This is a genomic window from Mucilaginibacter dorajii (assembly GCF_024808255.1).
In the GTDB taxonomy this organism is placed as follows: Bacteria; Bacteroidota; Bacteroidia; order Sphingobacteriales; family Sphingobacteriaceae; genus Mucilaginibacter; species Mucilaginibacter dorajii.
The window spans coordinates 13,441-25,893 of the sequence record NZ_JANTYS010000033.1 but is presented as its reverse complement, the minus strand read 5'-3'; the positions used below and the strand labels follow the sequence as shown (position 1 = coordinate 25,893).

At 44.8% G+C, this 12,453-nt stretch carries 10 protein-coding genes; 4 read left to right on the top strand and 6 right to left on the bottom strand.

Features of this window, described 5'->3' with window-relative positions; genetic code table 11:
- The first annotated feature begins 9 nt into the window (after positions 1 to 9).
- The 4 genes from FHS10_RS27085 to FHS10_RS27070 all read left to right on the top strand — a co-directional run bounded on the left by FHS10_RS27085 (position 10) and on the right by FHS10_RS27070 (position 5,982).
- Positions 10 to 3,171, top strand: coding sequence for an efflux RND transporter permease subunit (locus FHS10_RS27085; RefSeq protein WP_259097146.1), 3,162 nt, complete (start codon positions 10 to 12; stop codon positions 3,169 to 3,171).
- A 31-nt stretch (positions 3,172 to 3,202) separates the two neighbouring features.
- Positions 3,203 to 4,609: an efflux transporter outer membrane subunit gene (locus tag FHS10_RS27080; protein ID WP_259097145.1), complete on the top strand. Its 1,407-nt coding sequence runs from the start codon at positions 3,203 to 3,205 to the stop codon at positions 4,607 to 4,609.
- Between the two features lie 207 nt (positions 4,610 to 4,816).
- Entirely contained in the window at positions 4,817 to 5,584 is a 768-nt protein-coding gene (locus FHS10_RS27075; protein ID WP_259097144.1) for a DUF6882 domain-containing protein, read from the top strand.
- A 65-nt stretch (positions 5,585 to 5,649) separates the two neighbouring features.
- Positions 5,650 to 5,982 carry a DUF5655 domain-containing protein gene (locus FHS10_RS27070; protein ID WP_259097142.1) on the top strand — a complete coding sequence of 111 codons (333 nt, stop codon included), beginning with the start codon at positions 5,650 to 5,652 and terminating at the stop codon, positions 5,980 to 5,982.
- Between the two features lie 402 nt (positions 5,983 to 6,384).
- Here the strand turns inward: FHS10_RS27070 and FHS10_RS27065 are convergent, their stop codons facing one another.
- From FHS10_RS27065 to FHS10_RS27040, 6 genes are all read right to left on the bottom strand, one after another.
- Positions 6,385 to 7,011 (bottom strand): alpha/beta hydrolase, encoded by a 627-nt coding sequence (locus FHS10_RS27065; RefSeq protein WP_259097140.1) that lies wholly within the window; start codon positions 7,009 to 7,011, stop codon positions 6,385 to 6,387.
- A gap of 2 nt (positions 7,012 to 7,013) precedes the next feature.
- Positions 7,014 to 7,949, bottom strand: coding sequence for a ring-cleaving dioxygenase (locus tag FHS10_RS27060; protein ID WP_259097139.1), 936 nt, complete (start codon positions 7,947 to 7,949; stop codon positions 7,014 to 7,016).
- Positions 7,950 to 8,414: 465 nt separating this feature from the next.
- On the bottom strand, positions 8,415 to 8,729 hold the full coding sequence (gene rhaM / locus FHS10_RS27055; RefSeq protein ID WP_259097137.1) for an L-rhamnose mutarotase: 315 nt from the start codon (positions 8,727 to 8,729) through the stop codon (positions 8,415 to 8,417).
- Between the two features lie 4 nt (positions 8,730 to 8,733).
- A complete protein-coding gene (locus FHS10_RS27050; RefSeq protein ID WP_259097135.1) occupies positions 8,734 to 9,840 on the bottom strand; it encodes a glycoside hydrolase family 43 protein in 1,107 nt (368 codons plus the stop codon).
- Positions 9,841 to 9,856: 16 nt separating this feature from the next.
- Positions 9,857 to 11,089 carry a DUF2264 domain-containing protein gene (locus tag FHS10_RS27045; RefSeq protein WP_259097133.1) on the bottom strand — a complete coding sequence of 411 codons (1,233 nt, stop codon included), beginning with the start codon at positions 11,087 to 11,089 and terminating at the stop codon, positions 9,857 to 9,859.
- Between the two features lie 18 nt (positions 11,090 to 11,107).
- Positions 11,108 to 12,436 (bottom strand): BNR repeat-containing protein, encoded by a 1,329-nt coding sequence (locus FHS10_RS27040; protein ID WP_259097132.1) that lies wholly within the window; start codon positions 12,434 to 12,436, stop codon positions 11,108 to 11,110.
- Between the last annotated feature and the right edge of the window lie 17 nt (positions 12,437 to 12,453).

The following is a 12,453-nucleotide window of genomic DNA, read 5'->3' as shown; positions in this document are numbered from 1 at the left end:
AAATTTGCCATGTTACGAAAATTTATAGAACGGCCGGTACTCTCTACCGTAATATCCGTTATCATAGTTATACTGGGTATCCTGGGGCTTACCTCACTACCCATCTCTCAATATCCCGAAATTGCGCCGCCAACGGTACAGGTTTCGGCCGCATACACCGGTGCCAATGCCGATGTGGTGATGAACAGCGTAATTGTACCGCTTGAAGAACAAATAAACGGTGTTGAAAACATGACCTACATGACATCAACATCAAGCAACGATGGTACGGCTACCATTACTGTTTACTTTAAATTAGGTACCGACCCGGACCTGGCCGCGGTAAACGTGCAGAACCGGGTATCAAAAGCTACCAGTTTATTGCCTGCCGAAGTTACCAAGGCCGGCGTTACAACCAGTAAGCGCCAAAGCAGTATGGTGATGATCTTCTCGTTATACAGCGAGAATAAATCATATGATCAAACTTTTTTGCAAAACTATGCCAACATTAACCTGCTGCCGCAAATTAAAAGGATTAGCGGCGTGGGCGATGCCAGCGTGTTTGGCACTAAAGATTATTCCATGCGTATCTGGCTAAAACCATCGGTAATGGCTACCTATGGTTTAATACCCGATGACATCAACGCCGCCCTTGCCGAGCAAAACGTGGAAGCTGCACCAGGTAAGTTTGGTGAGAATGATAACCAATCGTTTCAATACACCATTAAATATAAAGGCCGTTTAAAAACCGTTGCCGAGTTTGAAAACATCGTGATCAAATCGGCAGATAAGAGCCAGCTGTTACGGTTGAAAGATGTGGCCCGCATTGAACTGGGGGCGCAAAGCTATTCGGGCAATACCAAAACCAATGGCTATCCATCTATCGGCGTGGCTATTAACCAAACCGCCGGTTCAAACGCGCATGCGCTTATCCAACAATTGCAAAAAACTATTGATGAGCAGTCAAAATCATTCCCTCCGGGGATTAAATACTCATCGTTACTTAACGCTAACGACTTTTTAGATGCCTCGATAGAAAAAGTGGTACATACCTTAATAGAAGCCTTTATACTGGTATTTATCGTAGTATTTATATTCCTGCAGGATTTCCGGTCGACGCTGATCCCGGCCATAGCCGTGCCGGTTGCTATCGTGGGCACTTTCTTTTTCCTTAACCTGTTTGGCTTTACCATAAACCTGCTTACCCTGTTTGCTTTGGTGCTGGCGATTGGTATTGTGGTGGATGATGCCATTGTGGTGGTCGAGGCCGTGCACGCCAAGTTAGATGCAGGCGCAAAATCGGCCAGAAAAGCCACCATTAACGCCATGAACGGTATTAGCGGGGCTATTGTTTCCATTACACTGGTAATGGCGGCGGTGTTTGTGCCTGTATCCTTCATTACCGGTTCGGCAGGGGTATTTTACAAACAGTTTGGTTTAACGCTGGCCATAGCCATTGTAATATCGGCAGTAAACGCTTTGACCCTAAGCCCGGCCTTATGCGCCTTGCTGCTTAAACCGCATAAAACAGGCGAGCACCATAAAACCACCTTCTTACAACGTTTTTACGATGCCTTTAACACCGCTTTTGAGTCGGTTACCGGCAAGTATAAAAGTTCAGTTAAATTCCTTATCGGCCGCAAATGGCTGGCTGTAGTGGGCATTGTAGTATTTGGCGTTATTTTTTGGATCCTGATTAAAACCACCCCTACCGGCTTTGTGCCTAATGAAGACCAGGGTGTAATGTTTGCCAACATTAGCTTGCCGGCGGGCTCATCATTAGAGCGCAGCGCGGTTGTTGCCGAAGAGGTTGACAACATCATCAGGAAACTACCCGAAGTAGATATGACGCTGCGCATAACCGGCCAAAACTTCATCGCGGGCGCAGGCGGCTCTTATGCTATGATCGTTATCAAACTAAAACCCTGGGACCAACGTAAAGAAAACGGGCAGGATATCAATAGTTTAACGGGTAAACTATTTGGGATGACGGCCGGCATAAAATCGGCACAGGTGCTATTTTTTGCTCCCCCTACTTTACAAGGCTTTGGTAACAGCAGTGGCTTTGAGTTTCAGCTACAGGATAAAACCGGCGGCGATGTAACCAAGTTTAGCGAGGTAAGCCAGAAATTCCTGGGCGCGCTTAATCAACGCCCCGAAATATTGTACGCCGCTACATCCTTCAATACTAATTTTCCGCAATACCAGGTAGATGTTAATGTACCTAAAAGTAAAGATGCTGGTGTATCAGTTAGTACTATCTTAAGTACGCTGCAGGGCTATTACGGTGGTTTATATGCCTCAAACTTTAATGAGTTTGGCAAACAATACCGGGTAATGATACAGGCCGACGCGCCATATCGTGGCACCCCCGAAAGCCTGAACAACATTTATGTGCGCAACAGCAATAACGTGATGTCGCCAATATCTGAATTCGTGACTTTGAAAAGGGTTTACGGTCCGGAGGCTATTAACCGTTTCAACCTGTTTACTTCTATCGCCATACAGGGTTCGCCCAAACCGGGTTTCAGCTCCGGCGACGCGATCAAGGCTATTGAGCAGGTTGCGGCCAAAACCTTGCCTGCCGGCTATAGTTATGAATACTCGGGCCTTACCCGGGAGGAGCTATCAAGCGGCAGCCAAACCATTTTTATATTTATGCTGTGTTTGATATTTGTTTACTTCCTGTTAAGCGCGCAGTATGAAAGTTATATCCTGCCATTCGCGGTAATACTTTCCTTGCCAATAGGTTTAGCCGGGGCGTTTGTTTTCGCTAAGATCTTCGGGGTAGAGAACAACATTTACCTGCAAATCACCCTCATTATGCTCATCGGCCTGCTCGCTAAAAACGCCATCCTTATTGTGGAATTTGCCGTGGCCCGCAGGCGGCATGGCTTAAGCATTGTGCAGGCGGCAGTTGAAGGCGCAACCGCGCGTTTAAGGCCAATCCTGATGACTTCCTTCGCGTTTATACTGGGTTTGGTGCCGCTGATGGTGGCATCTGGTGCAGGCGCGGTGGGTAACCGGTCTATAGGTACTGGTGCTGTTGGCGGTATGCTCATCGGTACACTGTTCGGCTTGTTTGTGATCCCGGTATTGTTTATCATTTTCCAGGGTTTACAGGAGCGCATCAGCGGGCAACCCAAGTTTGTGCCCGAAGTTGTGGATAATGATGATGACGACGAGGAATAGTAAGGGACAATTATTTAAGTTTTAAAAAGCAATGACAACAACATATTTTAAACATATTATCCTGGCTGTAGCCGGGGTAACTATCATAGCATCGTGCCAGGTTACCAAAACCTATAAACGACCGGATGTAGCCGCATCCAACCTGTATCGCGATAGCACAGGAACCGATACCACATCAATGGCCGATTTGCCATGGCGATCATTATTTGCCGATACTGTTTTACAGAGGCTGATACAGGAGGGCATCGATAAAAACCTTGACCTGAAAACCGCCATATTGAAGATAACCGAAGCGCAGGCTACGTTGCGGTCGGCAAAAATGGCTTATCTGCCTACTTTGAGCGCAGGGGTGCAGGTTACCAAGGCCAAAACATCACAGGCGGCGCTTAACTTCCCGGCAGGTACAGGCATCAACCTAAATACCACCACCTACCAGGGATCACTAAGTGCAAGCTGGGAAGTAAACGTATGGGGACAACTAAGCAGCCTGAAACGGCAGGCACTGGCTAACTTTTTGCAAAGCGACGCCTCCAAACGGGCCGTGCAAACCCAGCTGATAGCCGATATTGCAAATTATTACTATACCCTGCTGTCGCTCGATCAGCAACTGGCCATAACACAGCAAACGGTAAAAAACAGGATTGCCGATGTTGAAACCATGAAGGTACTTAAAGAAGGCGCGGTTGTAAACGGCGCGGCTGTTGTACAAAGCGAAGCCAACCGCTACGCGGCAGAGGTTACGATACCCGACCTGCAACAAAGCATCCGCGAAACAGAGAACGCTTTGAGCGTGCTGCTGGCCCGTGCCCCCGGCCCTATCAAACGCGCTACCCTTAGCCAGCAACAACCGGTAACCGATTTAAAACAAGGTTTATCTACCCAGCTGTTGCGTAACAGGCCCGATGTACAGGCTTCTGAGTACGCCTTCCGCTCGGCGTTTGAGAATACCAATGTGGCCCACTCCTACTTTTATCCAACGCTTACCATTACAGCCGAGGGTGGGATATCATCATTGCAATTGAAAAACCTGTTTGATAATTCCATTTTTTATAACCTGGTGGGTGGCTTAACACAGCCAATATTTAACAAGGGGCAAAACAAATCGCGCTATCATATTGCACAGGCACAGCAGGCCGAAGCGTTTAACACCTTCCAGCAAACGATATTAACTGCCGGGCAGGAAGTATCAAACGCGCTTTACTCCTACCAAAACGCGGTAAGTAAACAACAAACCCGCGATAAACAAGTGAAAGCGCTTGAACAATCGGTTGATTTTACCAAAAAGTTAATGCAATATAGTTCGGCAACCAACTATACCGATGTATTAACATCTGAACAAAGCTTATTGGCAGCGCAGTTAAGTGGCGTAAATGATAAGCTACAACAACTACAGGCGGCGGTAAACCTTTACCGTGCTTTGGGCGGCGGCTGGAAATAAAGAGGTAAAATAAAAAGCAAAGCCTTCCTGGGAAATCGGGAGGGCTTTGTTGGTTTAAAGTATATTGGGTGAGATTGATTTTTGTGGGTCCGACTTCTGCACAGGGTTTAAAACGGATGACATATATTGGAGTTATACCCGCATTAAATTTTTTTTGTTATGAGAAATATTGTTTAATTTGAATAAACTACATGTAACCCAAACCGTATGTATTTATCAGGGCAAAGTTTTGAAGATTATAAAGATAATTGTGTAGCAGATCTAACGTCATTACAGCCTGAATTTATAAAGCTGCATGACGTTAACGCATATGAGGATTGGTTTTATGATCATGGCACAGGAGCCTTCCATTTTAAATCAATCAGTGGAAAAAACCTGTATTTTAAATATGTTGATGTTGGCTCATTTTCAACTAAAACTAATACATGGAATTGGGCATGGGATAACCCAACTACCCCCAAACACGTCAGCCGGGCCCTTGAAAAAGTAAAGGATTTTGGAGCAATACACAACTTTGAGCAATTAACCACCGGTCTTTTTGAAGGTGATGAATATACAGGCTGGGAAATGACTGCTATCGCGTTAAAGTTGTTAAATGCGATTGGCGCTTATCAGGTCCCTCATGAACATCTTTTTATTTATTTCATTTTCACGAATGAGTTAACACAAGAACAATGCGACGCATTAAAAGATAAATATATCGAATGCGACAATCATGTTTCGGCCCGGACGGCGTTTGTGTGCCAGCACTTGATCACGAATACTTGTGCCGGCTTTAATGAAGCTTTCGATTCCGATCCGGCGATAGAAACCGAGGATGAGCACCAGGCCTGGTGTAATAAATGTGAAAAAACAAGACTTAAGGAAGGTGAATGGACTGAGGAGGCTATGGCTTTCGCAAATATTAAAGTGGTTTGCGATCAATGCTATTTTGAAATTAAAGAAAGAAACCAAACAAATAAAAAACTGCAATGACCTGGGTTTGTCCAAAATGCGAGCGGGAGCTAAAGAGTGAGAAACAGACACATTATTGTGCCAAAGTGAACCTCGATACATTGTTTAAAGGCAAAAGCGACGAGTTGTTGCTTACGTTTGATAAACTGCTTTTATTTGTAGCCGATTGGGACGATGTAGCCATCAGCACCACGCCAAACTGCGTGGTATTTGTACACGATCAAACCTTTTTAGTGGTGAAGCCCATGAAAGCCACATTGGATGTAAAGTTTTATTCAACCTCACCATTAGCCGGACTTGTTCCATATAAAAGCTTAATTTATTCGGGCAGATACGCCAACCATTTCAGGGTTTCAAAATTGGAAGACCTAACCCCTATCATGTTCAAATACATCAGGGAATCATATGAATTATTGTAGGACATTGATAGTAGTTTACGGTATAATATTTAGAAAACAAAAATTCTTCTTAAACCTACTTTGTGTGCACATCTTTCTTAGTAAAAAAATGTCATTTCGATAAACCAGAGATGGATTGGGCAATAACAGGCCCCAATATTTAGATGCGCCTAAATTTCGAAATACATCAATTTTGTGTTAACCATGTAAAAATATAAAACACTGATTATTAAATATTTATAAATAAATACTTGAAATATGTTAAGTTATGTTAACCCAATTAGATGCGTTTGCCCTGCCCCCTGCCTAACGGTTTGTTCGAAATGACCATATTTTTGTTTGGTGGTGCGATTCCTTTTTATAAGGAATAAGATACATACGCACCTACATCGAACATTACAAACTCAATTCAAGGCCCCCTTATTACTTATTAAAAATCAACTCATTAGCCAACACTAACTCGGGCATCGAAATGGTGTGCTGCCTGCCTTTGTATACTTTAAGGGTAACGCTGGCATTCAGGCCCTGCATCACTTTTACACTCTCCTCTACCCTACTAACCGGTACATGCGGGTCAGGGTCGCCGGTGGTGATCAATACGGGGGTGCCGTTAAAATTGCCTTTGTAGTTACCGGCGATAAGTTTTTCGCCAATCAGTCCACCTGTAAAGGCTACCGCGCCACCGTAGGTTTGAGCATTGCGGGTAATGTATTCAAGCGTAAGACAAGCGCCTTGCGAAAAACCCAGGAAATAGATCTTTTCTTCGGGAATGCCATCGGCCTTAACTTGATTTACCAGTTCACCTATCACTTCAATAGCCGAATTTAACGCGAGCTGATTTTCCTCGTCGGGTGCCATAAAACTATATGGGTACCAGCTGTTGTTGGTGGCCTGCGGGGCGTAAATGGCAAAATCCTTTACATTCAACTCATTTGCCAAAGCGGCTATATTTTGCGCGGTACCGCCCCTGCCGTGAATCATGATCAAAGCAGCCCCGGCGCTTTTTGCCGGGGTGCCTGCTGTTATATATTTAAATTGATGTGTGTACATGATCAATATAATTGAGGTAATGTTTTTTCGAGTGTACTGCGGAACCTTTCGTGTTGTGCAGGTAATTTCAAATGCGTGCCCAATTCATCAACCGGTTCATCTACATCAAAACCTGGATTATCGGTAGCCAATTCAAATAACACACCACCTGGTTCACGGAAGTATAATGAATAGAAATAGCTCCTGTCAATTTTATCGGTTATGTGTAAACCAAGTGCGGCTATTTTTTCACGGTATTCCATCAACACCTGTTCGTTTTTAACTCTAAATGCCACGTGGTGTACAGAACCGCCTGCTACATGCCCGGCAACTTCGCCTGCAACTTCAACCAGGTCGACTATGGCTGCGTTTTCAACCGCGTTGGTAATAAACCTGTAGCGGTTTACGTGTTGCTCCAACAAACGGTAACCAAATACGCCGGTTAAAATATCGGCAGTAGGCTGCATTTTATTGGTCGTGATGGTAACGCTGTGAAAACCTTTGGTAGCGTTTTCGGCCTTTACTTCATCTGTTTCCCATGGTAAACGGGTATCCGTACTTTTTGATGCTATCAGTTCCAGTTTTAAACCATCAGGATCTAAAAAGGTAAGATATGGCTCGCCAAATTTTTCGGATACTTTGTTGTAGATCACGTTATGTTTTTCAAAACGGTTCAGCCAAAAATCAAAGCTGCCTTCTGGCACAGAGTAACCAATTTCGGTAGCCTGGCGTGCCCCCCTCCTGCCGGTCTGGATGTTTTCCCAGGGGAAGAAAGTTAATATTGAACCGGGAGTACCCTGTTTATCACCGTAGTATAAGTGATATGTTTCAGGGTCGTCAAAATTCACTGTTTTTTTAACTAACCGCTGTCCCAAAACATTGGTATAAAAATTATAATTGCGTTTAGCATTACCTGCTATTGCTGTAATGTGGTGAATGCCGTTGATTGTATTTTCCATGATGTTGCTTTTGTTTATTGACATCAAATTTACGGTGCAATATCCCCACAAAACTTGACCTACAACAAGAAATGAAAAGGTCCGAATTTTTTGTACGGGCTTTAATGGATTGGGATTGCTGGTGTTAAATCCGGGGACTATAGAGGTGGGATCACAATATAAAGCCATGTCATTGCGAGTAGTAAAATCCGCGGACTGTGAAGGTGGAAATGACAACATCGCCCTCTTGTCATTGCGAGGAACGAAGCAATCTCGTCGCCATGCATATTCGCTCTGTATGGCTACGAGATTGCCACGCTGCGCTCGCAATGACATATTTTTATATTTGTCATGGGTAGGAACGAAGCAATCGCATGCTATACAGGGCGGATCTGCATAGTTCGCGATTGCTTCGCAATGACATCGTAGATTTGTAATGGAGGGAAGGAACGACGATTCGTAAAAAACGTTTTCTAAATCTAAAACCTACTCCAAATAAAACATACCAACCAACGGACTGCTAACCGGCGAATGATCGGTATTGCTTTCCATGATATCGCTCATGTGCTGCCACCATTTTTGCATAACCGGGTTTCGCGGCAATACCTCAAGCGCATCAATATCGGCTACCTTGTAAGTACCAAAAAGGATATTGGTTTCTTCATCCAGGTAAATATAATAATCGCTGATGCCACTTTGTTTTAGCAATGCCACAAGCTCGGGCCAGATCTCATCATGGCGCTTTTTATACTCCTGCGCTTTGCCGGGGAAGAGTTTCATTTTAAAAGCCAATTGTTGCATATGCTTACTTTTTAAATACGCTTAAATCCCATTTATCCATCCAGCTGATCTCGATATCATCACCTTTAAAAGTAACAGGCAGCCACAGGTAGCGACCATCTATCGCATCTTTAGGAGTCCATTTATCGGCCATAAAAATAAAGGCGTCTTTTTTACCGGTTACCGGCAGCACGTAAGTACTTTGGCCCCCAAAAGTAATTTCAGATCCTTTACCTATGCATGGATTACCGTGGTACGTCCAGGGACCATAAATAGATTTGGCTGTAAACCAGCGTGCCGGGTTTGGTGCCCAGCCCGTTGTGCCCGAGCCAATCATGTAATAAATGCCCTTATGTTTAAATATGGCAGGCGCTTCGGTTTGGTGACCGGCATATACCCGGGCAAACTTGCCTGTATGGCCGGTGTAGTTATCATTTAACTCGGCAATATCCAGCGTGTAATTCTCTTCTGCCGAAAATATGTGATAAGCCTTACCGTCATCATCTACAAACACATTCATATCGCGGGCCATTTGTCCACCGGGTAGGTCACGGCAAAAGAAGCCTTCACTTTCATTTGTTGGATGGGTACAATTTACCTTCTCATTATCGGGCGTTCCTTCAGGATATAGCGGCATAAACCCCGCGTTAGGGCGATAGCTTTTGATAAAAGTATACGGACCAGAAACTTTATCGGCCGTGGCTACCCCGGCGCGGGCGGCTTTATAACCCTGGCCACGCAATTCCAGGTGAAACCACATTACATATTTTTTTGTCTTTGGGTTATAAATCACCTTGGGGCGCTCAAGGATACAACCTTTGGCAATATCATTGGTAGAATCGGGCGAAACAGCCAGCGCTATTCCCTCATCCTTCCAGTTATACAAATCTTTCGACGAATAGCAATGCACGCCAACCATTGCCCGGTTACCGGCATCGCCAGCTATTTTATGTTCGCCAAACCAGTAGTAGGTGCCATTTTTATAGAGCATTCCGCCGCCGTGCGCATTGATATGTAAGCCATTATTATCGGGCCATATAGTGCCTGGGGTAAAAGCGATTAATTTGCTTTGGGCGTTTGCCAGACTGCTTAAAAGCAATAAGGCAGACAATAAAAATCGGTATGGTTTCATAGTATAGTGTATCCAGTTATTTTTTAATGTCGAGGGCATGATCGGCGGGCACATCCTGTCCGCTCCAGATCTTTATTGCAGTCCAGGGTTCATCAGGATCGGCCCAGAACGAATCCGTTGCGGGCAAACCAAGCGGCACAAATACATTGCTGCAGATATACAGGCTGCCCGTGGTGATATAAAAATCGGCCAAACCCGGTTGTTTACCATATAAGCCAATGTTAAGCCAGCCATCTGCAGTAAAAGTTTGCGGGGCACCTAATGTTTTTTTGATCATGGCGGTTAAGGCGCATCGTACCTGGGCCGGTTTCAAACTTTCGGGTAATTGCTTTTTATAGGCCACATTGGCCAGGTGATGAAAAACACCACTCCGGTATACAATTGACCTGCCTGTTGCAGGATAACTGCCGTCTGTGTTGATCAAGCGCTCCAATATTTCGGCATAACGCTGACCGATGATGAGTTGCTGTTGCTGCTCATGCAGATAGGTCTTCTTTTTAGCGTTTATTTCATCCAGAATAGTGCTCAGATAGGGTTGAATGACGATGCTGTTATAATAATCTAAATGGAAATTCATCCCATCGGCGTACATGCCATCGCCTACATACCAGTGCTGGGTAAATTCGCGGATGCCAAACTCCACACGTACGAGATCGTACCCCAAATCATACTTGCATAAAAAGGCTTCTATCATCCCCGAAAATAATATCCAGTTTGAGTATACCGGCACTGTGCTACGGGTGGCTTTCAGCACATCGGTTACCTGTCCCTTAACCTTTTCATCCAAATGTTCCCATAGCCAGGGTGCCCTCACCAATGCCAGGGCTACAAATGATGCGTCAACCAGCGGTTGCCCACCTGTCCATTGCAAATAATCTTTAGCTTGCGGGTTTACGGCATTGGCAATAGCCTTTAATGCCCATTGGCGGTATTGATCGCGCAGCTTTACCTCATCAGCATCGCCACCTTCCAGCTGCAGCCACGGGGATATACCGCTTAACGTGCGGCCGAAAGCTTCCAGGTAACCCACTTTAGTACGGCTTTCTTTGTTATCTACCCTATCGGATAGCAGCATGGGCATTTTTTCCTTCAACTGATCGGCAGCCAGGTTTGACATTACCGGGCGGGCTACCCTATCCAGGTAGTTTAGCCAAAGTTTTCGGGTTGATGCTGGTTCATCATGTTTTTTTTGTGCCGATGATACAAAGGGTGAGGCTATCAGCAGAAAATAAAATATGATCTTTTTCATCAGCAATTCAATTAAACATTACTTTTTTTCTGGTGATGGTTTCCATTCTAACACCTGCACCGGCTGTGGTGTAGTTTTGGCGTTGCCTTCGCCATCTATTTGCGTGGTTTTCTGCACAAACAGGTTAAGGATCTTTTTATCCTTCCAAAGTTCAGTATCATAAGTTGGCTCCCAGGATCCTATCGACTCAGTACTGAGATCATTAAGTTGCCAGTTGTTACTTTTCAAATTATCATTTATAGCTATAGATACCTTACTACCCCGCTCTTCATCTCTAAAAACCAGCGCGACAGCTATATTTGCTCCGCGCTTCCAGGCCAATATCTGGGGCCGCGAAACAGGGATGCTTTTGGTACCCGTCCCCCCCAGGCTGAATGACGTTTTACGAAAACCAAGATCGGCTATTTGCCACTGGTTGCCAATATTATAAACAAGCTGATACTGTGGCACCTTATCATTTGCGCCTTGCCAGTAAGTGGCGATATAGGGATGCCCTTCATCATCGGCAAACATAGAAGTTTGATTAATCAGCTCACTTTTTTGCGGGATGATACAGGCATATTCGGCAGTTGTCGCGGTAATGGGGAGTACATATTTCTCGCCGGAAAGCTTTTGCCAGGTTAGACCGCCATCGGTAGATTGCGCATAACAAAGGTCGTGGTTACTGGCTACATCCGGCGACTCGCGCCACACCCACGATAAGTGCAACGTACCTTTTGCATCTATGGTGGCCTGCCAGTAAGCGTTACGCTTGCCTTCGCCATCAATAAGGTTGTTTTGCACTTGTACCCAGGTTTTTGTTTTTAGCTGGTACCTGTTCAACACCAGGTTGCCATTACCCGATGCACCATCGCGATAAAAAAACAACAGATCGCCACCTGGCATTTTATAAAATTCGGGATAAGTTAGTTTATCCTCTTTTGCACCGGTCATCTGCATTTTTGGGGTTAGCTCCAAACTGCCCGGACTTAAACTCCGGCAATAATTCAGGGGCTGGTTGTGGTGCCCCCAGGTTACATGTAAATATCCATCGCCATCAACCATAATGCTGATGCTTTTATGGGCATCGGCCACATCGCCTTTATAAACCGTGCGCCGGGTTTGCCATGTTGATGAGGTTTGTTTCCTTTTTGCCAGCACCACATATTGCTCATCATCATAAAAGGCAGCATATTGAATCCCCTTGAACGTAACCAATGAGTTTTTACGAAAGATAACTGTGTTGATAGAATTACTGGCCCAACCATTAGCAGCAATGGTGCTTACCTGCGCAATGGCTGTTTGATAAACCACTGCCATCAGCAAACACAAAAATATCCTTTTAATTTTATAATGGTTTAGCAGCATCTATATATTCAAGCTAA

What these genes read in the sequence shown, in the direction of transcription:
- FHS10_RS27085 (WP_259097146.1), top strand. Translation starts at nt 10, where the DNA reads ATGTTACGAAAATTTATAGAACGGCCGGTACTCTCTACCGTAATATCC.
- FHS10_RS27045 (WP_259097133.1), bottom strand. Translation starts at nt 11,089, where the DNA reads ATGAAAAAGATCATATTTTATTTTCTGCTGATAGCCTCACCCTTTGTA.
- FHS10_RS27065 (WP_259097140.1), bottom strand. Translation starts at nt 7,011, where the DNA reads ATGTACACACATCAATTTAAATATATAACAGCAGGCACCCCGGCAAAA.
- FHS10_RS27050 (WP_259097135.1), bottom strand. Translation starts at nt 9,840, where the DNA reads ATGAAACCATACCGATTTTTATTGTCTGCCTTATTGCTTTTAAGCAGT.
- FHS10_RS27060 (WP_259097139.1), bottom strand. Translation starts at nt 7,949, where the DNA reads ATGGAAAATACAATCAACGGCATTCACCACATTACAGCAATAGCAGGT.
- FHS10_RS27080 (WP_259097145.1), top strand. Translation starts at nt 3,203, where the DNA reads ATGACAACAACATATTTTAAACATATTATCCTGGCTGTAGCCGGGGTA.
- FHS10_RS27040 (WP_259097132.1), bottom strand. Translation starts at nt 12,436, where the DNA reads ATGCTGCTAAACCATTATAAAATTAAAAGGATATTTTTGTGTTTGCTG.
- rhaM (WP_259097137.1), bottom strand. Translation starts at nt 8,729, where the DNA reads ATGCAACAATTGGCTTTTAAAATGAAACTCTTCCCCGGCAAAGCGCAG.
- FHS10_RS27075 (WP_259097144.1), top strand. Translation starts at nt 4,817, where the DNA reads ATGTATTTATCAGGGCAAAGTTTTGAAGATTATAAAGATAATTGTGTA.